At 50.2% G+C, this 20,143-nt stretch carries 16 protein-coding genes; 15 read left to right on the top strand and 1 reads right to left on the bottom strand.

The window, feature by feature from the left end:
* Position 1: 1 nt before the first annotated feature.
* The 12 genes from AACW87_RS00670 to AACW87_RS00615 all read left to right on the top strand — a co-directional run bounded on the left by AACW87_RS00670 (position 2) and on the right by AACW87_RS00615 (position 15,572).
* Entirely contained in the window at positions 2-919 is a 918-nt protein-coding gene (locus AACW87_RS00670; RefSeq protein ID WP_241326302.1) for a glycosyltransferase family 2 protein, read from the top strand.
* Positions 916-1,929: an EpsG family protein gene (locus AACW87_RS00665; protein ID WP_241326301.1), complete on the top strand. Its 1,014-nt coding sequence runs from the start codon at positions 916-918 to the stop codon at positions 1,927-1,929. Before AACW87_RS00670 ends, AACW87_RS00665 begins: the two co-directional genes overlap by 4 nt.
* A 10-nt stretch (positions 1,930-1,939) precedes the next feature.
* Complete coding sequence (locus tag AACW87_RS00660) at positions 1,940-3,019, top strand: glycosyltransferase family 4 protein (protein WP_241326300.1); 1,080 nt, start codon at positions 1,940-1,942, stop codon at positions 3,017-3,019.
* Position 3,020: 1 nt separating this feature from the next.
* Positions 3,021-3,818, top strand: coding sequence for a glycosyltransferase family 2 protein (locus AACW87_RS00655; protein WP_241326299.1), 798 nt, complete (start codon positions 3,021-3,023; stop codon positions 3,816-3,818).
* Position 3,819: 1 nt separating this feature from the next.
* On the top strand, positions 3,820-4,401 hold the full coding sequence (locus AACW87_RS00650; protein WP_241326298.1) for an acyltransferase: 582 nt from the start codon (positions 3,820-3,822) through the stop codon (positions 4,399-4,401).
* Positions 4,402-4,410: 9 nt separating this feature from the next.
* Positions 4,411-5,547 (top strand): NAD-dependent epimerase/dehydratase family protein, encoded by a 1,137-nt coding sequence (locus AACW87_RS00645; protein ID WP_241326297.1) that lies wholly within the window; start codon positions 4,411-4,413, stop codon positions 5,545-5,547.
* Between the two features lie 84 nt (positions 5,548-5,631).
* Entirely contained in the window at positions 5,632-6,642 is a 1,011-nt protein-coding gene (locus AACW87_RS00640) for a hypothetical protein (protein ID WP_241326296.1), read from the top strand.
* A gap of 59 nt (positions 6,643-6,701) precedes the next feature.
* Positions 6,702-7,739: a UDP-N-acetylglucosamine--undecaprenyl-phosphate N-acetylglucosaminephosphotransferase gene (gene wecA, locus AACW87_RS00635; RefSeq protein ID WP_241326295.1), complete on the top strand. Its 1,038-nt coding sequence runs from the start codon at positions 6,702-6,704 to the stop codon at positions 7,737-7,739.
* Positions 7,740-7,818: 79 nt separating this feature from the next.
* Positions 7,819-8,889, top strand: a complete 1,071-nt coding sequence (locus tag AACW87_RS00630) for an LPS O-antigen chain length determinant protein WzzB (protein WP_241326294.1) — start codon at positions 7,819-7,821, stop codon at positions 8,887-8,889.
* Positions 8,890-9,001: 112 nt separating this feature from the next.
* Complete coding sequence (locus AACW87_RS00625; protein WP_241326293.1) at positions 9,002-10,717, top strand: PglL family O-oligosaccharyltransferase; 1,716 nt, start codon at positions 9,002-9,004, stop codon at positions 10,715-10,717.
* A 145-nt stretch (positions 10,718-10,862) separates the two neighbouring features.
* A complete protein-coding gene (locus AACW87_RS00620; RefSeq protein WP_111587551.1) occupies positions 10,863-11,516 on the top strand; it encodes a YceH family protein in 654 nt (217 codons plus the stop codon).
* Between the two features lie 213 nt (positions 11,517-11,729).
* Complete coding sequence (locus tag AACW87_RS00615) at positions 11,730-15,572, top strand: DEAD/DEAH box helicase (protein WP_241326292.1); 3,843 nt, start codon at positions 11,730-11,732, stop codon at positions 15,570-15,572.
* A gap of 180 nt (positions 15,573-15,752) precedes the next feature.
* Here AACW87_RS00615 and AACW87_RS00610 read toward each other — a convergent pair whose 3' ends face one another.
* On the bottom strand, positions 15,753-16,646 hold the full coding sequence (locus tag AACW87_RS00610; protein ID WP_241326291.1) for a DNA replication terminus site-binding protein: 894 nt from the start codon (positions 16,644-16,646) through the stop codon (positions 15,753-15,755).
* 522 nt (positions 16,647-17,168) lie between these two features.
* Between AACW87_RS00610 and AACW87_RS00605 the strand changes: the two genes are divergently transcribed.
* The 3 genes from AACW87_RS00605 to pdhA all read left to right on the top strand — a co-directional run bounded on the left by AACW87_RS00605 (position 17,169) and on the right by pdhA (position 20,049).
* On the top strand, positions 17,169-17,378 hold the full coding sequence (locus AACW87_RS00605; RefSeq protein WP_241326290.1) for a DUF1127 domain-containing protein: 210 nt from the start codon (positions 17,169-17,171) through the stop codon (positions 17,376-17,378).
* A 277-nt stretch (positions 17,379-17,655) separates the two neighbouring features.
* On the top strand, positions 17,656-18,681 hold the full coding sequence (astE, locus tag AACW87_RS00600; RefSeq protein ID WP_241326289.1) for a succinylglutamate desuccinylase: 1,026 nt from the start codon (positions 17,656-17,658) through the stop codon (positions 18,679-18,681).
* Between the two features lie 273 nt (positions 18,682-18,954).
* Positions 18,955-20,049, top strand: coding sequence for a pyruvate dehydrogenase (acetyl-transferring) E1 component subunit alpha (pdhA, locus tag AACW87_RS00595; protein ID WP_241326288.1), 1,095 nt, complete (start codon positions 18,955-18,957; stop codon positions 20,047-20,049).
* The last annotated feature ends 94 nt before the right edge of the window (positions 20,050-20,143 follow it).

The raw sequence follows: 20,143 nt of genomic DNA, 5'->3' as shown, positions 1-20,143 counted from the left end.
TATGATAAAAGTAAGTGTTATTTTGGTAAGCTATAATACCAGAGAGCTAACAATCAACGCGATTAGATCTATTTATGATCAAACACAGGATGTCATTTTTGAAATTATATTAGTTGATAATGACTCTCATGATAATACCGTGGAGCATGTTAGCGGAATTTTTCCCGACGTGACTTGTATCAAAAATGAAAAAAACTACGGATTTGGATACGCGAATAATGTTGGAGCAAAAGTAGCTAAAGGGGAGTATATATTTTTACTAAATACCGATACTATTTTAATGAATAATGCTATAAAAATATTGGCAGATTATCTTGATATTCATTCGGCGAAAGATAATATAGCGGCAGTCTGTGGTAATCTGTATGATAAAGGCCACTATCCTGCCACCTCTTACTCAACGTTTTTTCCTGGCCTGATACTGGAATTTAATTCGCTTTTCTTTAATGCTATGCATCATATAAAAGCAATAAATTTTCATTTTAACTTCTCGAATAAGCCTATTCATTTTAAAGGTACATTATCTGGTGCCGACAGTATGTTGGTAAAACGCCATTTCGATGCTGTACATGGATTTGATCAAGACTTTTTCTTATACTACGAAGAAACCGATTTATTTTATCGATTAATGAAAAAAGGTTTTGTGGTTGCATCTGTACCTCAAGCAAAGATCCTCCATCTAGAGGGGGCATCTGAACAGTTGCAAGAAAAAACACTGCAGAGATCATTTTTAAGCAAGTCTATATATTTCAAGAAACATAAGAGTAGGTATATATATAGTGTCTGTCATTATATATATCAATGCACTGCATTAAGTAGGGTGTTATTATTCTATATGTTAGGAAGGGAAGATAAGCATAAATATTGGAGTCTTTTGCGAAGGATAGAAAAAGAAGTTTATATGGAACATAACGCATGAGATTATCCTTTCAGTTGAGAGCGTTAATCATTTTTTTTTGTGGATTAATCTTAGCAATTACTGCCGGTTTAAGAGGTGGCAATGACCCTGATTACCTAAATTACTATGATATATACGTATCATCACGATATGGTGATCTTAGTACGGTAAATGTTGAACCATTTTATTTTTATTTTAATAAGGCTTTCTCTTCAGCAGGCATTCCATTTGTATTCATTATGCTGTTGATGGCTATTCCTGCAGTATTATTGAAAATGTACGTTGTGTGTAAGCATAGCCACTCAGCCTTGCTCTCTATCATTCTATATTCACTGACTATTTATATTTCTTTTGACTTGATAGCGATAAGACAAGGGCTTGCTATTGCATTTGTAATGCTTGCGACTTCGCTTTGGTGCCATAAAAAACTACTTGCAGTTACGCTGATATTAGTTGCTTCAATGTTTCATTTTTCAGCCCTCATTGTATTACCTGTATTGTATGGTATGTCATCCCGATGGCATAAGGAGATAATAAATGTATCTCTTTTTATTGCTTTTTTTGTTTCTATATCCGGCGTGAATATTAATATATTTGAGATAGTGAAACAAATTCCATTCATACCCAGTTTTATTATTTATAAACTGGAGATTTATGCATCATATCATCAAGAGGGTACAAACTCACTGAAGCAGCTCCTTGTATGTATTGTAGCTTTTTGGTTATATAGAGTGGAATCTAAGAATGCGTTTATCAAGACTGTTTGCTTTTTGTATGTTATAGGATTTTTAATATCTATTTTATTATCTTCAATCGGTGATATTTCGTTTAGGGTAAAGTGGTATTTTTTCTGGGGAGAAATTTTCTTTATACCTTATGTATTGATCACTCTTATTCGACGAATAAAAAACAGGAATGCTATCCCATTAATGGTTACTCTATTTTTGCTAGCAGTGACAATTATGTATCTATATCCGGCCATTAATTTTATAAGTGATGTATCTAGTAGAGGCAATAGCTTAATATTGTAAGGGTTTCGGTGTGAAAAAAATACTGATGTATATAAATAGTATGCAGCCGGCAGGGGGAATTGAACGAGTTGTGTCAACATTGGCAAATGAGTTATGCCAAGACTACCATGTAACTATACTTGTCAAAGATGAGCCAAAATCGTTTTATTTTCTTAATGAAATAATAGACATACAAACGATAAATACATGTCTAAAGTTAGATATGACGAATCGTTTTAAAAGGGCATGCAGCTTGTCTTATAGCTTGTTCATATCTGCCTTTAAACTACGATCTCACTTTTCTAAAAATAACTATGATTATGTTTATGTAACTACACCATTATCTTTTCTTGAGTGTGCTTTCACATTTAAGGTTGGTAATAAAATGATTGCCTCAGAGCATGGTGCAAGAGAAAATTATAATAAAATATACAGAATAATTAAATATATATATAAGCTAGCTAAAGTGTATATATTGCCTACAACCGATGATTATAATTACTATTTATCTAAAGGGTTCCCGGTTGTTTATATCCCACATTTGAGACCTTCACTCCCATATATTAAAACTAATGTAAGACAAAGGCAGGTTATTAGTATTGGCCGGTTCACTGCCGATAAAAGGCAGGATTTATTAATAAGGATATGGTATAGAATTATAAATAACAATCCAGAGTTGCAGGATTGGGTGCTCTTATTAGTTGGTCAGGGTGAATTGAAGGAGGAAATTGAAGATTTAATTAATGAGTTGTCAATTTCTGAAAATGTTAAGCTGTTACTACCCCAAAAAAATGTCCAGGAATTATATACCCAAGCTTCTATTTTTGCTTTGACATCCAAGAGTGAGGGGTTTGGTATGGTACTATTGGAGGCGCTATCATTTGGGCTACCTACAATCTCATTTGATTGCCCTGCTGGCCCAAAAGATATCATAGATGATGGAAAAGATGGTTTTCTTATAAAGAATGACAACATTTCTCTCTATGAGTCCAAGTTAATAGAGTTAATGACTAATGAAGATCTTAGGTTGTCCATGTCTGATTCTGGTTTTTTAAAAGGGCAATCTTGGAATGGTAAAAAAATTTTAGATAAATGGAAAGGGTTGTTTTAATATGCTATCAGTTGTCATTCCGGTATATAACTCTGAGAAAACAATAATACAATGTCTGAATTCAGTCGTTGAACAAGGTGATGTTGGAATAGAACTAGAAATAGTGATAATTAATGATGGTTCTACAGATAACACGGACTCTCTGATTAAAGAGTTTATTGAAAAACATCCTGGAGTCGTCATTAAATATAAGTGCAAAGAAAACGGTGGTGTCTCTAGAGCCAGAAATTTAGGGATTCAACTTTCAAGTGGTACTTGGATTGCATTTATTGACTCTGATGACATTTGGCTTCCAAATAAGCTATTCTCACAGTTGAATATAATTCATTCCTCTTCCTTTAATATCGATTTTATCGGTTGCGCCAGAAATAATGAAGTGCTGAGTATCTTTGGAAAAAAGATCATATCTTTACACAAGGCAACTATAACTGAACTGTTAATAAAGATGTTTCCACAAACATCGACCGCCATTGTGAGGCGAGATCTATTGATTCAGGTTGGATGTTATGATGAAACAATGACACATGCCGAGGATGGTGATCTATGGTTAAGATTATGTCAAAATGGAGATTTTTATTATATGCCAGACTCATTGGTTGTCACTGGCAATGGAAAACACAATTATGGTGCATCAGGGCTGTCTAGTAATCTGATTGCAATGCATAAAGGCACACTACGTACCATCGATAAATTGGTAACTTCAAAAGAGATATCAAAATCCAAAGCCATGCTTTTTAAGGCTCTCTACTTTTTAAAATATATTCGGCGTGTTATTACTGTATATGTTAGGGCCGATTGATATGTTATTTAAAATTAAATGGTTACTAAGTGCTTTATTTTTGTCTCTCTTCTTAAAGAAAATCAGATTTCCGACATATTTCTCATTTCCTATTTTCTTTATGGGGCTAAATAAAGTTTCTATTGGAAAGCGAGTAAGAATCTTCCCTGGTTCTAGAATTGAGGTTCATGGTGATGGTGAAATTATTATTGAGGATAATGTTGCGATAGGTCAGTCTTTTCACATCACATCAGCATCAAAATTAGTAATCGGTCAAGGAACAGTGATATCAGCTAGGGTCTTTGTAACTAATATTGATCATGAATATGGAGAAATAGATACTCCGATACTTGAACAAGGGCTAAAAATATCTGAAACCAGCATAGGTAAAAATTGTTTTATAGGTATGGGGGCAGCAATTCAAGCTGGGACTAAGTTGGGCGATAATGTGGTTGTTGGGGCAAACAGTGTAGTCAGAGGAGATATTCCTTCTTACAGCGTTATTGCTGGGGCTCCTGCTAGAGTTATTAAGCGGTATGATAAGCTACGTGGCGTTTGGCGCCGAACTGACGCTTATGGTGTATATATTGAAGATAATGCATAGGAAGTAAAAATGAGTAAAAGAATTTTAATTACAGGTGGCGCAGGCTTTATTGGTTCTAACTTGGCACTGAAGCTGATCAATTCTGGCTATGTTGTAACAGTTCTAGATAACTTATCACAACAAATCCATGGCGATAATCCTGATTTATCACCTCTCTATGTAGCAATTAAAGATAAAGTTACCTTTGTTAAAGGGACTGTTGAATCTAAAGCCGACTGGTTGTCGGCCTTGGAAGGCGTTGATTGTGTGGTTCATTTGGCTGCTGAGACTGGTACTGGGCAATCAATGTATCAAATTAAACGCTACAGTGATGTAAACATTGGCGGTAGTGCAATATTGTTAGATATACTGGCAAATGAAAAATTAAATATTAAGAAGATGATTATTGCCTCATCTCGCTCTATATATGGGGAGGGTAAATATTCTTGCCAAGAACATGGTATTGTATATCCGATAGCTCGTGATAATGCTGCAATGCAACGTGGTGATTTTAACGTCAAGTGTCCTGTTTGTGGGATGAATGCACAATTGCTGGCAACAGATGAAGATAGTAAAATACATCCCTCATCTATTTACGGTGTTACCAAGCAGGTGCAGGAGCAGATGTTTTTGATTACGGGAAACAGTATAGGAATTGATACTGTTGCATTACGTTTTCAAAATGTATATGGAGCTGGACAGTCTCTCTCTAACCCCTACACCGGTATATTGTCTATTTTTTCCACAAGAATAAAAAATGGCAATGATATTAATATATTCGAGGATGGTCTAGAAAGCCGCGATTTTGTTTATATTGATGATGTCGTTGACTCAATAATTCTTGCTATTGAAAGCAAAGTTGCAGCTGGGAAATCTTATAATGTTGGTTCTGGTGTTTGTACCGATGTTTTGACAGTTGCTGAAACTCTGAAGTCTATCTATCAAAGTAATTCATGTATAAAAATTAGTGGAAACTATCGTATCGGTGATATTAGGCATAACTATGCCGATTTAACCATGATAAAACGTGACCTTGGTTTCAATCCAAAAATATCCTTTTCTCTGGGAATGAAAGAATTTACTGACTGGGTCAATTCTCAAGACATTAAAGATGACTTGTATGATCAGTCTATAGATGAGATGAAGAAAAAAGGTTTATATAAATAACCATATTCACGGTGGTTATTGTATATGTTTAGTTATTTTGAGAAACGTAACCACCTTAACTGATAATATGAAAAAAGATTTATTATGAGTGACTTTGTCGGGAAAAAAGTGCTTTTCATATGCCCTGCATTTTTCGGTTATGAGAAAGAGATTCAAGCCGAATTAGTTTCTTTAGGGGCTACTGTGGATTTTTATGATGAACGACCATTCCGCTCATCAATACTAAAAATTATCAATAGATTGAATTTCAAGTTTTTGATTAGAAAAATAATAAATGATCACTACAACAACATACTTACTGTTGCTAATATAAAAAAATACGACATATTGTTTGTTGTTAATCCAGAGACTATGTCTGTTGATTTTTTAAAAAAAATTAATAATCTTTGTCCGAATTTATACAGTGTTATTTATTTGTGGGACTCAATAAAAAACAAAAGACATGCTCTTAGTCTTATTAACGAGTTTGACCGTGTCTTTACTTTTGATAAAGGTGATATCGATATTCATGGTAGTATAGAATTTTTGCCATTATTTTTTACACGAACTTATGATCGTCGTTATTATAATGATGAGCCTCCCTGTTCACATCTCAAGTATAAAGCAAGTTTTATTGGAACTGCGCATAGTGATAGATTTAATCTTGTAAAGATGTTGATGTCTCAGATTTCAATATTGTCATCAAAAAACTTCCTTTTTCTATATTGTCCTAGTAAATTGCTTTTCTTTTTAAAGAAATATATAAGCCGAGAGTATCAAGGGATATTACTCAGTGATGTATCTTTCAGATCAATGAATTCAAGCGAGATTTCACATGTGCTGATGAATTCTGAGGTTGTTATTGATATTGAACATCCAAATCAAAGTGGATTGACAATGCGAACCATTGAAATTTTAGGGTTGCAAAAAAAATTAATAACAACAAATAAAAACATTATAAATTATGATTTTTACCATCCTGATAATATATGTGTAGTGGATAGAAGCAATCCTTGTATAAATGAGGGGTTTATGTTCTCTAGATTTAAATCAACAGATGTTGAGATCCTAGAGAGGTACACCTTATGTCACTGGTTAAAGACATTGTTACTCTAAAAATATCATAATTAATTTTTGCAACGTCATACATAGATAATCCTCGGTGGTGCACATATATGGAATACGTTTCATTTTTTATAACTGCATTTTTTCTTTTGTTTTTCTTGAGGAAAATAGCAAAAAAAATAAATTTGGTTGATCGTCCTAATGAACGTAAAATTCACCAAGGGGCGATTCCACTTGTCGGTGGGATTTCAATATATATAACAATCATGCTGGCACTATGGTTTAGGCCATACTTGATAAATAATGCAGAAATATACGTATTATGTGCTTCTGTTCTAGTTATTATGGGGGCTATTGATGATAAATATGATGTTGACTATCGTATTCGTTTGGTTGTGCAAATATTAATATCATGTACAATGATTTTTGGTGCTGGATTATCCCTCAAAAGCTTAGGTGGATTGTTATTTGGGCATGAATTAATATTGGGACCTCTAGGTTATATCGTGACCGTCTTCGCCGTATTAGGGGCTATTAATGCTTTTAATATGGTTGATGGTATTGATGGTTTATTAGGTGGTCTGACACTAACCACGTTTGGTGGTTTGGCATATCTCAACTATGTTGATGGTCAATTATCGTTAGCTCGCTTTTGCATATTAATGATGATTGTTGTTGCTCCTTATATCATTCTCAACTTAGGCTTTCCTTTTGGAACTCGGCGGAAGGTCTTTATGGGAGATGCAGGAAGCATGCTAATTGGATTTACAGTAATATGGGTGTTGTTACAAGGGACTCAAGGGCCAAGAGCTCAAATGTATCCGGTTACAGCCCTCTGGCTTATTGCTGTACCTTTGACTGATATGATATCGATTATGGTAAGGCGAGTGAGAAAAGGACATTCGCCTTTTAAGCCTGATCGTGAACACTTACATCATATTTGTCTGCGAGCAGGATTATCTTCTCATCAAGCTCTATGTTTTATTTGTTTCCTCGCTGGAATGTGTGCGGCTACAGGTATTCTCCTCGAGTCTATGAATGTTCCTGAATTACTAAGCCTTGTGTTTTTCTTGACATTTTTTTCATTGTACTTTTGGGGAGTAAATTCAATCTGGCGCTTTTTAACGTGGTTTCGCCGTGTTTGGTAATTGATTGTTGAAAATGTATCTTTTTTGTAAGATGATTTGAGAATCAATACCTACTTCTTTAAGTCAGAAGAGATTAAAAATGGAAGATAAGACCTCTAACATACCTGCATGGCTGGAGCGGGAAAATAATCATCATGATATTGACTTACGTGAGTTGATTTTAATGTTTTGGCAGAATAAGCTGCTGATATTGTTGATTTCAATAGGCTTCGCTCTCATTGGTGGAATATATTCTTTCCTTGCTCCTCAGGTGTGGGTTAGCGAAGCTGAGATTACACAACCTTCGCTCAAAGAGATTGAGCCGCTAGAATTTGATATAAGTCAACTTATTAATGCCAAAATTCCAGCGGAAAATCTCTCAGATCTTAGTAGAAAAAGAATTTATAGTGACTTCGTAAATAGTTTCAACAGTCCAGACAACAAACGTCAATTTTTTATTGAAAGTGGTTATCTTGATGCCGAAGCCAAGATTCGTGGTGTGACGGATGAAAGAGGAAAACTCTTTTTGCTCAATAGTATCATGGGCAAAATCAGTGCCAAAGTACAAGGTAAATCAAATGATAACATTACACTGTCCTTTTCAGAAAATAACGCTTCTGAAGCCAAGGCTCATTTGGTAAATTATATCTCGTTTATTCATCGAAGGGAGCTTAATAGTAAACTTAAGGAAATAAGGTCTATATACGACAATCGAGTTGAGATACTTCAAGCTCAGTATGAAAGTATGAGGAAGGATACACTGAAACAGCTGCAGGATGATATTTTGCGTACTGAGTATAGTTTACGTATTAGTCGCGCAGCAGGAATAGATAATCCAGTCGAGAATTTAAATGTTCGTGATGGTTTTGCTATCGAGTTAGGTTCTCGAGCACTTGCTGAAAAGCTACAGGTTCTCAAGGAAATCGGTAGCCCTGATATTTTGAATCCAGCTTTGAGTGGATTACGGTTAGAGTTAACTACACTCACTGCTCTCAAACTTAAGTCTCAACCATTTCAATCATTCTCCTATGTTTCATCACCTGATGAACCATTATTCAGAGACAGCCCTAAGCGTTCACTGATTGTAGTATTGGCTGCGCTACTCGGGGGGGGGGTGGGAATCGGAATTGTTTTGACCCGATATGCTTTTCGCCGACCAGAGCAGGCATGATGGCCAAATGAAATAAGGAACGGGGGGCTATGGCCCCCCCCTTTTTTTCAGTATTTTCGTCGCGCCGCTGACCTATGAACACGGCTCAACAACATAAAGGGGATCAAGGAAGATGAGCAATAAGGTTCTCTTTGCTGCCGTCTGCGCTCTGTACTGGCTGCTGGGCATGCATTTTTTCATGCACAACCCCGGCGGGGCCGGGCTCTATCTGCCATTCAATGCCTGGGGCTGGATCTTTGCCACTCTGGTCATCGGTCTGGGACTGTGGCTAGTGACGTTGCAGCAGAGGTTGGTGTTCTCCTCTTTGCAGGGCTGGCTCTGGCTGGGGGGGGGGTTGTTGCTGTTGCCAATGGCCTATCCCGGCTTTGAACTGAAAGACTATGCCATTCCCCGTTTGCTGGGGTTGTTCGCCGGTCTGCTGTTTCTGTTTTGTCTCTACCAGTGGCAGCTTGCACGTGCGTCCTGTGACCGGCTGCTCTATCTGCTGCTGGGGGCTGTGGCCATCGAGGCGCTGCTTGGCTTGGTGCAGTACTACCTGCTGACCCCCGGCAACTGGCTCGGTTATGACACTCGGGTCAATCGCCCCTACGGCATCTTTCAGCAACCCAATGTGATGGCAACCTTCATGGCGACCGGGCTTGCGTTGGCCAGCTGGCTGGAGCTGCGCGGCAATGCCAATGCCTGGCTCAGAGGGCTGCGTTATGGGGTGATCCTGGCGGCCAGCCTGTTGTTGGTGGGGTTGCAATCCCGGGTAGGGCAGCTGGGTGGCTTGCTGGCCCTGCTGCTGCTCGCGCCACAACTTTATCGCCAGCAACAACTGCGCTGGGTTCTGGGGTTGGTTGGGTTGGGCATCGCCTTGGGGCTGATATCTCAATACGGGATCAGCGGTGTCAAGCGCGGGCTCGAGGTGTATCAGTCCGGCGGCATGCGTTCCATCTACTGGCCCTACGCCGCCAAGCTGATTGCCCAGTCTCCCTGGGTTGGCTGGGGCTATGGCAGCTTTGAAGCCACCTTTCTGCACCACTACATGGCCGACAAGGCGCTGAACCCGGCCATGGTACAGATTGAATACAACCTCGATCACCCCCACAACGAGTTCCTCTACTGGGCGGTGGAAGGGGGGTTGGCCCCCATGATCGGCATGGCGCTGATGGGCGGTGCTTTGTTGTGGCGCTTGACCAAGGCCGGTTGGGTCAAGGGGGCGGCGCTGCTGGCGCTGGTGACCCCCATACTGCTGCACACCCAGACCGAGTATCCGTTCTATCATGCCATCGCCCTCTGGTGGGCTCTGCTGCTGCTGATCCATGTGCTGGATGCGGAGGTAGAGGAGGGGCTGCAGGCCTCGGGCCGTGCCAGCTGGCGCGAATATGTCTATCGCCCCTGGCTGTTGCTGCGCTTCGTGGCCATCACGATCCCTCTGCTGGTCGTGCCCTTCATGCTCACCGCCATTCATACCGCTTGGGTGGTGACCAAGTATGAGCGTGGCGGCTACAAGGAGCCGACCCTGTTGCTCGACATCGTCAATCCCATGGCCTGGTTGACCCGGGTGGAGTTTGACGTGAACTCGGTGCGACTCATGGTGGGCTTGCAGGCCGACAACAAGGCGGAGCTTGAAGCTTATCTCGACTGGGGTCAGGCCTTTGTGCGCCACACCCCCAGATCCAATATCTACGCGAACATGGTGCTCGCGCTCGGCGCGCTGGGGTGGCAGGAGGAGGCAAGGGCGCTGCGAGCGCAGGCCCTGATGCTCTATCCGGGTGATCCCTTGCTGACCGGCTCGGCCGCCAGCTCAGTGGCCACGGCGCTTGAGCGCAAGCCCTCCTCCTGATGTTGGCTGTCGTGGAGCGGCCAGGTTGTGCGATGTTTCATCAACCGCCTCACGGCTTCGCAAAAATGGTTGCCTCTGCTGGACGGCAGAGGCGCCATGGCTAAGATAGTGGCCTCAACGTCTTGTTTTAGAAAGGGAGTATGAAATGGAGTTAGTGCTAGGCCCATTGGAGGCCCGAGTGATCGGCGCTCTGATCGAGAAAGAGATCTGCACGCCGGATCAATACCCCCTCTCCCTCAATGCCCTGGTCAATGCCTGCAACCAGAAGAGCAACCGCGAGCCGGTACTGGAGCTCTCCGAGCTGGATATCCGCGCCGTGGTCGATGAGCTGATCCGCAAGCGTCTGGTGGTCAACACCGCCGGTTTCAACGCCCGGGTGCCCCGTTACCAGCACCGTTTCTGCAATACCGAGTTCGGCACTCTCAAGTTCAGCGAGCAGGAGCTCGGCATCGTCTGCGAGCTGCTGTTGCGCGGCCCGCAGACACCGGGCGAACTGCGCTCCCGTACCAACCGCCTGTGCAGCTTCGATGATGTCACTCAGGTGGATGCGGCGCTGGCCGCCCTGATTGAGCAGGGGCCCTATGTGGTCAAGTTGCCCCGTGAACCGGGCAAGCGTGAATCCCGCTATGCCCATTTGTTCAGCGGCGAGGTGGATCTGCAGGCGCTGGCCGAGGCATCCCCTGCCAGCAGCTATGCGTCCCCGGCGGCGGACAGGTTGAGCGCGCTGGAGGAAGAGGTCGAAACCCTCAAATCACAGTTGCAGGCGCTGGAAGCCCGACTGGCGCAGCTGGAAGGCTGATACGTCGGCACGTTTACCCCCAAAGAGGCGCTGCGGCGCCTTTTTTATTGTCATTTCGCCGAGGTTGCCGCCTCTTGCCATCCCTCGGCGCTCAGCCCTGCTCGCTGAGTTCTATGAGCCAGTCGGCTTTTTTTGAGTTATTTCACGGTTAAGGGTCGAGCCGCCGCCGCTTTCCCGTTAAAATTCCGCTTTTGCACCTGCCCGTGAGTCTTGATGTCTGCGTTCACCCTCTCTTCCGATTGTTATGCCCTGCTCAGTGAGCTGCAGTTGCAGCGCACCGCCAGTACCCGCTATTTGCAAGAACAACTGCAAGCACAGCAGCCGCTCGGGCGGGCCTTGATCGACAAGCTGAGCCAGTTGCAGTTGCAGGGGCTGGTGCGGCTGCGCGGGGAGCAGCAGTGGAGTCTGACGGCAGAGGGAACCCTGGCGCTGATCCTGGCGGTGCGCTCGGGAGCCTGCCCCATGCCGAACTGGGCACGGGTGCCCTCGGTGACCGGCCAGGAGATGGCCCAGGCCCTGGTGCGCGAGCTCTGCCTTGGGGAGGCGGGTCAGGTGCCGACCTACTACCTCGCGGCCGATCTGCTGAGCTTGCTCGACGTGCCCGAGGCCCATCGCCTGCTGCCGGGATCCAGCCCGCAATGGCAGCAATTGATGCTGATGCACTTCGCCCTGCAAACCCTGCTCGATGCCGAACCGGGTGAGCAGTGGCCGCTGGCATCGGTCGCCAGCGCCTGTGCCCCCGAGCTGACCCGCCTGAGCGAGGGGTTCGCATCCGAGTGGCAATGGCTCTGTGGCGACCTGGCAGGCGAGGTAACCACTCACTGGCCCGCCTTGCAGCAGCTGGCGGAGCAGGGGGCGGAACAACCTCTTGCCGAGCGGTTGCTCGGTGCCCTCGGGCAGTGGCAGGCGCAGGGCGGCCAGGGTCAGTGGCCGCTGATGTTCGGCGGTCTGCTCTGGCTCGGCTGGCTGCAACAAGCCGACCCCGTCATTGCCAGCGAACAGCGCAAGAAGTGGCAGCGCAGCCTGGGCAACCAGTTTCCGCTGCTGGCGGATCTGCTGGGCCAGTGGGCCGGCGATCGTCACGGCCAGGCGGTCGGTCTGTTCGATACCCTGCAACTGCCGCTGGAGGAGTTGCACTGGGGTTATCTCTGGCTCGATCTCTGCGCCCTTGCCCGGCATGGTGAGCAGAGCCCCCAGGTTGCCATACTGCACAAGTGGGATCTCTCCCACGTGCTGGAGGCCGACCCCCATCACAGGCTGATGGCCTTCTGTCAGGATCTGCTGCGGCTCCTGCTGGGGCAGGGGGCGCAGCGTGCACCGCTGCAACAGCTGCGCGCCGCCAACGGGGAGGAAGAGACGGACGAACAGGACGAGGAGGACAAGACGCCCGCCTCGGCCAGCTGGCTCAACTGGCTGCAGGGGCTGGGACGCTCCAGCGGCGTGCGCAAGGCGCAGGAGCGGCTGGTGTGGCTGCTGCATGCCGAAGGGCCCGAGCTGGAGTGCAAGATCCAGAAGCAGAGCACCAAGGGGGAGTGGACCGCCGGTCGCCGGGTCGATCCCGCGCTGCTCTCCACCCAGTATGCCGCCCTGCTCGACGAAGAAGACTGGGCGCTGGTGCGCACCCTGCCCCGGGTCATGGGCCACTTGCCGCGGGAGGCCTGGGCACCGCTGGCCAACCATCCGCGCCTGTTCAATGCCAAGGGACAAAAGCTGCAACTGGCCATCAGTGCGCCCCTGTTGCAGATCGTCACCCTGGAGCAGGGCATGGGCGCGGTACTGAGCCCGGCCGCCGCCGCGCGCGGGGCCCACATACTGCCGCTGGCGCAGGACTTGTGGCAGCTAATCCTCACCCCCCAGGCGCTGCTCGATCGCCTGCCCGCGCTGGAATCCATCCCCCCCTTATCGGCCGAGGGCTTAAGCGAATTGCAGCGTACCCTGGATGCCATCCCAGGCCTGCCCTGGCACAGCCAGGTGGCCGGCCTGACAGGCAATGCCGAGCTGGCTCCCTGGCCTGGCGTTCCCTCGGTCCAGCTGGATTGGCAGGATGGCCAGCTGGCGGTCAGGCTGGTGACCCGTCAGGGCGAGTTGCCGCCCCTGCCCCTTGGCAAGGGGGAGGCCATAGTGCGGCAGGGGATCAAGGATTATCACTACTGGCAGAGGGACCTGGCCGCCGAGAAGGTACAGGCCCAGCAGCTGCGCAATTCGCTGCCCATCGGCCTGCCCGGCAGTGAGTGGCTACTTCAGGGGGAGCAGGCGCTGGCACTGGTCAACGCCCTGCCCGAGCTGGTGGATGCCGGCGTGGTCATTCACTGGCATCAGGACAGCGCCCGCCTCAAGAGTCTGGATGAAGCGGCCCTGAGCCTGCGCATCGAGCGGCGGCAAGACTGGTTCCAGGTGGAGGGGGCTCTGGCCCTCGATGAGCACCAGATCCTCGACCTGCGCTTGATCCTGCGCCAGATGACGCCGGGCCAGCGCACCGTCCAGCTCGACGAGAAGACCAGCCTGATGCTGAGCGACAAGCTGGTGGAGCGGCTCACCATGCTGGGCGCCATGCTGGATGAAGAGCAACGCATCAACAACAAGCTGGCCTATCCGCTCACCCGCCTGCTCTCCGTCATCACCACTGAGGGGGATGACGCCTGGCACTCCCTGCAACAGGAGTGGCAGCAGGAGGTGGAGTGTCCGCCCGAGCTGCTGACCCCGCTGCGGGATTATCAGAAGGACGGGGTGCGCTGGCTGGCGACCCTGGCCCATCATGGCTTCGGTGCCTGTCTGGCCGATGACATGGGCCTGGGCAAGACCCTGCAGGCGCTCATAGTGCTGCGCATGCGCCAGCACCTGGGCCCGGCGCTGGTGGTGGTGCCAAAGTCAGTGGTCACCAACTGGCAGGAAGAGGTGGCGCGCTTCGCTCCCGAACTCGAGGTGGTGGTGTTCGAGAACCCCGCCGAGCGGGAGGCACTGATCCAGGACGCCAAGCCCGGCCAGGTGATCCTGATCAACTACGGCATGCTCGGCAGCCTGGCGGAGGCGCTCAAGTCTCGCCGCTGGTCCAGCATGGTGCTGGACGAGGCGCAGCAGATCAAGAATGCCGGCACCCAGCGTGCCAAGCTGCTGTTCCAGCTTGAGGGCGATTTTCGCCTTGCGCTCTCCGGCACCCCCATCGAGAACCACCTGGGGGAGCTGTGGAGCCTGTTTACCTTTATCAACCCGGGTCTGCTCGGCAGCCTGGGCGAGTTCAAGCGCCGCTTCGGCAAGGCGGTGAAGGATCCCCAGCACATGGCGCTGCTGCGGGCTGTGATCAGCCCCTTCATCCTGCGCCGCCTCAAGCAGCAGGTGCTGACCGAGCTGCCGGACAAGACAGAGATCATTCATCACATCAGCCTCTCCCCCGAGGAGCGCCAGTTGTATGAGGCCACTCGGCGCGAGGTGGTGCAGCAGGTGCAAAGTGCCGATGGCCGTGCCCTGATGCATGTGCTGAGCGGTCTGACCCGGCTGCGTCGGCTCTGCTGCTCCCCCGAGCTGGTGATGCCCGAGTGGTCCCAGACCAGCAGCAAGCTGGACGAGGCGATGGCCCTGCTGGACGAGGCGATCGGCAACGGTCATCGGGTGCTGGTGTTCAGCCAGTTCGTCGATCTGCTGAGCCTGCTGCGTGCGCGCATTGAACAGAAAAAGTGGGATTACTGCTATCTGGATGGCGGCTGCTCCGCCAAGTCCCGCCAGGACTCCATACTGCGCTTCCGGCACGAGCCGGTGCCGCTGTTCCTCATCAGCCTCAAGGCGGGGGGGACGGGTCTCAACCTGACCCAGGCCGATACTGTGTTGCACCTGGATCCCTGGTGGAACCCGGCGGTGGAGGATCAGGCGAGCGATCGGGCCCACCGCATGGGGCAGACCCAGCCGGTGACGGTTTATCGGCTGGTGTGCGAGCAGACGGTGGAGGAGAAGATAGTCGCTCTGCACGACGAGAAGCGGGCGCTGGCCGATGGCCTGCTGAGCGGCCAGTCCGAAGTGCGCGGGCTGGATGTGGAGAGCCTGCGCGCCCTGCTGATGGGCTGATCAGGCGGAGGTTGTGCACAAGGGGGGATCGCCGGCAGGCGATCCCCCCTTTGTTTATGTCTGTGGCTGTGCAGGAGCTCCTGTCAAAGCGGTGGCCGCCTGGCCAGGCCAGCGGCGGCGGATTGGCATCTTGCCGTGCTATCCGCAGAGGCGGGGCAAGGGGAGTCTGCCGGCTTGCGGCTACCCCTGATAGAGGTAGAGGTGCAGCCGCTCTATGATGGGCTCACCGCCAATCTTGCGATCCCGCCGCGCCTGCCGCAGTTTCGGCGGATAGTGGCCAAGGTGGGTGACGGCGGGCTGGGTGTCCGAGCAGAGCAGCAGGGGCAGGCTCGCCTTGAGCTGCTGCTTGCGGGGCTCCCTGTCCTGCCAGAGCAGGTTGATCATGGGATGGGTCTTGACCGGTCGCCGGATCCTGAGCTCGGCATCGGCAGGCAGGCGGCGAAGGTCATAGACCTCCTGATCCACCATCTTGCTCCACTCCTCGTTGTTGGAGAGTGCCGGAATGTAGCGACGGCTGCGCTCCAGCATCTCCAGTACCTGCTCCCGGCTGAGGCGGTTGATGCTCTGCTTGTCGGCCCAGGTAAAGCCGAGGGAATGCAGCTCTCCTTCCAGCAGGGTCAGCTTGCGGTAGACCTGCAGGGTGATCACCCCGGGCAGGGCCCGGTGTACCAGCTCGAACTTCTCATCCCGTCCGCCAGCCTGCTGCACCAATTCCTTGAAGGCGAGCTTGCGGGTGTTGACCTCTTCGATCAGCGGGCGCAGCTGGCTGGCGCTGGCGGCAGAAAAGCGCAGCCAGCCCGGCAGGCGGTGGGTGGCCTTGGTGGAGCAGCCGGGGCGAGCACTGTGATCCCGGTAGGCCGCCAGGGTGGCCGCCAGCGCCGCCTCACCGCCCAGATAGCCCACCTCTATCTGTTCGATGGGCTCGTGCTCCTGCCCCTGAGGCACGGCGGGGAGGGGATAGACGTGGGCCTCCAGCAAGGGGAGCTGCGCCAGTTGTCGGGCCAGGCGGGCCAGCGCCTCTTCGAGCGCGTCCATCTGTTGACGCAGGGCGGCAGTCGGGGTAAATGTGTCCATCGGCGTGTCCTGTGGTCGCCCCTGTCACACCCTCATACAGGGGCTGGCAGAGACGTGGCTAAACTACTGTATAAATAACCATACCAGTATGCCGAAAGCGCGCCAAGCGTCTCCTTTGCGGTGCGCCTGGCGAGGGTCAAAAGCGATAGCCATTTGAGTGTGTTTATTTTGTATCTATCTGTTAAATAAGGATCAAGAAAAGATCTCTTGATTAACAACTGGATGTAAACCCCAGGTTGCCAGCCTCGCCTTGAGATCCCGTGACTGCATAGCCAAGACAAGAAACTGCATAGTTAGAGGTGCGCCATGCAGGAGAATATGCTGCCGGTCTTTCAGACGGAATAAAATGATTATTTAATAGTTTAAAATCAATCTGTTAGGTTTTACAGATTGACGATATTCACCATTAGTTTTACTAATGCCTTGTATCAAAATTCGTCAATTGAGTCGGTTGTCCCTCCTGACTAAGCTTTGCGCAACAAATTCGCACCCCGCGCAGACATCATCAAGAGGAGCCACATCATGGCCAACATGACTTATACCGAGACCGGTTACCAGCATTCCAGCCAATCGAATCTGGTTGCTCGCGTCAAAATGACAGTGCTGACCTGGCTGGAACGCAGCCGCAGCCGTCGCCAGCTCTCCGAGCTACCCGAGTACCTGCTCAAGGACATCGGCCTGAACGAATCTGATCTCTATCAAGAGACCACCAAGCCGTTCTGGCGTGGTTGATCAGCCGGGCATGGATGCCTCGTTTTTCTGCTGATCCCGATCTTGCTGTGTCAACCGGCCTGACGCCGGTGCTTGAATGATTGCCCGATATTTTCTCGTCCCTGTCGCTTCATTTCCCCTTCTCGCCGCTCCCTCGTTCACCCCATGCCCGCCGACTTGTCATTAACTGTCGCCACATTTGTATCCTTACTGTTTGAATTTGTTTAAAAACTGATTTTAAGCCCTCACGCCTTGCGTATAATCCGCCCATAGCGTTCCTGACAAAAGGGTGAGATGGATGATTCCCCAGCATGACTTTTTGGCCCTGACTCGTCGCCATGAGTGGCAGCTTGAGCCCTTCACATTTGACCTGCCCGGTGGCACCCGGGTGAGCGTGTGGGATACGGGCGTGCTCTGCCTGGAACCCGCGAAAGGGGCCGATGATAGGCCGGGGGGGCGCAAGGACATAGTGCTCTCCTGCGGCATTCACGGCAACGAAACCGCCCCCATCGAGATCTGCAACCAGCTGCTGACCCGGCTGCTCAGCGGTGAGCTCAGCGCCCGTCATCGGGTGCTGTTCCTGTTTGGCAACCCGGCCGCCATGAACCTGGGGTTGCGGGAGGTGGAGGAAAACATGAACCGGCTCTTCTCCGGTGCCCACAGCAAGGGGGAGGGGCTGTGCAATCAGGAGCGTATTCGCGCCATGCGCCTGGAGCAGTATGTGAGCCGCTTCTTTGCCGATCCCGCCCGGTCCCGTTATCACTACGACTTGCACACCGCCATTCGCGGTTCGCGCCACGAGAAGTTTGCTGTCTACCCCTTCCCCCATGAGCGGCCGCACTGCAAGGAGCAGGTGCAGTTCCTCGGTGCCTGCGGGGTGCGCACCATTTTGCTCTCCAGCGGCCCCACTACCACCTTCAGCTATTACAGCTCGCATTGCCACGGTGCCCATGCCTTCACGGTGGAGCTGGGCAAGGTGCGTCCGTTTGGTGAAAACGACATGACCCGCTTCATCGAGACCCGTCAGGCGTTGCAGGAGCTGGTGACTCAGGATGAGGTGGTGCTAGAGCCCTGGCAGGCGGATGACTTCACCATTTTTGCCATCGACCGGGTGATCAACAAGCGTTCGGAGCAGTTTCGTTTCCTGTTTGCCAGCGATGTGGACAATTTCACCGAATTTCCCCAGGGTTTCGTGCTGGCCGAGGATGGGGAGCTGCGCTACACGGTAGAAAAGACGCGGGAGGCTGTGGTCTTCCCGAACGCCAATGTGGCCATAGGCCAGCGCACCGTGCTGCTGGTGGTACCGACCCGCTTGTGGGAGTGAGCTGAACCCTCTCTGCGCCCTCTGCCAGCGCGCCATGCGGCTGGTGGCGCCCCTTCATCCTCGTGGGATTGATCCCGCAACCGCCCGAACAGGGAGCCCGAAGCGGCTCCCTTTTTCGTCTCTGTTCAGCCGAAAAGTTCAATGTCTTTCTGAAATTAAAGAAGTTTCTACTGGTCTTACCTGGTTAAATCACATTGCTCTTTAGTTAACATCTTATTTACATTCTAAGGGTCACCTCATGGTGGTGACGTTGACAACGGCAAGGAGCCAGTTATGACCCATGTCGACATCCCTTTCCTTCGTTACCTCGATGAGGAAGGGCGCCCGGTCGCGACACTGCCGACCTGGCTGGACAAGGCGATACTGCACACTTTCTACCGCAACATGGTGATGGTGCGCAGCTATGACAAGAAAGCAATCGCGCTGCAGCGAACCGGCAAACTCGGCACCTTTCCCTCCCATCTGGGAGCCGAGGCGGTCGGGATAGGCGTCGGTCTCGCCATGCAGGAGCAGGATGTCTATGTGCCCTACTACCGGGACATGCCCACCCTCTACGTGCGGGGCGTGCCCATGGAGAAAAACCTGCAATATTGGGGCGGGGATGAACGGGGCTGTGTCTTTTACAAGGCCGATGGCGAGCTGTCGGAGGACCTGCCCATCTGCGTGCCCATCGCCACCCAGATCACCCATGCCGCCGGCATAGCGGCGGCCTTCAAGTTGCGCAACCAGCCTCGCGTCGCCGTGGTCACCATAGGCGACGGTGGTACCTCCAAGGGCGACTTCCTGGAGGGGCTCAACTGTGCCGGCGTCTGGCACCTGCCCATGGTGATGATCATCAACAACAACCAGTGGGCCATCTCGGTGCCGCGCAAGCTGCAGTCGAGCGCCCCCACATTGGCCCAGAAAGGCATAGGGGCCGGCGTGCGCAGCATTCAGGTGGACGGCAACGACGTGGTCGCAGTTTATGAGGCCACCCGTAGTGCCGTCGAGCGCGCCCGCAGCGGCAAGGGACCGACCCTGATCGAGGCGGTCAGCTATCGGCTGGGGGATCACACCACGGCCGACGATGCGACCCGTTATCGGGAAGCGGCCGAGGTGGAAGCTGCTTGGGCCAGGGAGCCGGTCAAGCGGCTGCGCCAATTCATGTTTGAACAGGGCTGGTGGGACGAGCATCAGGAGCAGGCGCTGCTGGCCGAGGCGAGCCGGGAGGTCGATCGCGCCGTGGCTGCCTATGAAGGCACGGCCCCGCAGGCACCGGAAACCCTGCTCGACTATCAGTTTGCCGAGTTGCCCAAGGATTATCGCGGGCAGCGCCAGCGGATCATCGCCAAGGGCATGCAGCGCCACGCCGGGGAGGAACGCTCATGATGGATGAGATGAGACTGCAGGATGCCATCAAGCCAGCGTGGCGGGATGACATGACACGCAATGGGAATGGGGTGGCTGATGACGCCGCGTTGGG

It is taken from the genome of Aeromonas sp. MR7 (assembly GCF_963899385.1).
GTDB classification, from domain to species: Bacteria; Pseudomonadota; Gammaproteobacteria; order Enterobacterales; family Aeromonadaceae; genus Aeromonas; species Aeromonas bestiarum.
This window is presented reverse-complemented; position numbering and strand designations above follow the sequence as displayed.

What these genes read in the sequence shown, in the direction of transcription:
- AACW87_RS00670 (WP_241326302.1), top strand. Translation starts at nt 2, where the DNA reads ATGATAAAAGTAAGTGTTATTTTGGTAAGCTATAATACCAGAGAGCTA.
- AACW87_RS00665 (WP_241326301.1), top strand. Translation starts at nt 916, where the DNA reads ATGAGATTATCCTTTCAGTTGAGAGCGTTAATCATTTTTTTTTGTGGA.
- AACW87_RS00655 (WP_241326299.1), top strand. Translation starts at nt 3,021, where the DNA reads ATGCTATCAGTTGTCATTCCGGTATATAACTCTGAGAAAACAATAATA.
- AACW87_RS00650 (WP_241326298.1), top strand. Translation starts at nt 3,820, where the DNA reads ATGTTATTTAAAATTAAATGGTTACTAAGTGCTTTATTTTTGTCTCTC.
- AACW87_RS00645 (WP_241326297.1), top strand. Translation starts at nt 4,411, where the DNA reads ATGAGTAAAAGAATTTTAATTACAGGTGGCGCAGGCTTTATTGGTTCT.
- AACW87_RS00640 (WP_241326296.1), top strand. Translation starts at nt 5,632, where the DNA reads ATGAGTGACTTTGTCGGGAAAAAAGTGCTTTTCATATGCCCTGCATTT.
- wecA (WP_241326295.1), top strand. Translation starts at nt 6,702, where the DNA reads ATGGAATACGTTTCATTTTTTATAACTGCATTTTTTCTTTTGTTTTTC.
- AACW87_RS00630 (WP_241326294.1), top strand. Translation starts at nt 7,819, where the DNA reads ATGGAAGATAAGACCTCTAACATACCTGCATGGCTGGAGCGGGAAAAT.
- AACW87_RS00625 (WP_241326293.1), top strand. Translation starts at nt 9,002, where the DNA reads ATGAGCAATAAGGTTCTCTTTGCTGCCGTCTGCGCTCTGTACTGGCTG.
- AACW87_RS00620 (WP_111587551.1), top strand. Translation starts at nt 10,863, where the DNA reads ATGGAGTTAGTGCTAGGCCCATTGGAGGCCCGAGTGATCGGCGCTCTG.
- AACW87_RS00615 (WP_241326292.1), top strand. Translation starts at nt 11,730, where the DNA reads ATGTCTGCGTTCACCCTCTCTTCCGATTGTTATGCCCTGCTCAGTGAG.
- AACW87_RS00610 (WP_241326291.1), bottom strand. Translation starts at nt 16,646, where the DNA reads ATGGACACATTTACCCCGACTGCCGCCCTGCGTCAACAGATGGACGCG.
- AACW87_RS00605 (WP_241326290.1), top strand. Translation starts at nt 17,169, where the DNA reads ATGGCCAACATGACTTATACCGAGACCGGTTACCAGCATTCCAGCCAA.
- astE (WP_241326289.1), top strand. Translation starts at nt 17,656, where the DNA reads ATGATTCCCCAGCATGACTTTTTGGCCCTGACTCGTCGCCATGAGTGG.
- pdhA (WP_241326288.1), top strand. Translation starts at nt 18,955, where the DNA reads ATGACCCATGTCGACATCCCTTTCCTTCGTTACCTCGATGAGGAAGGG.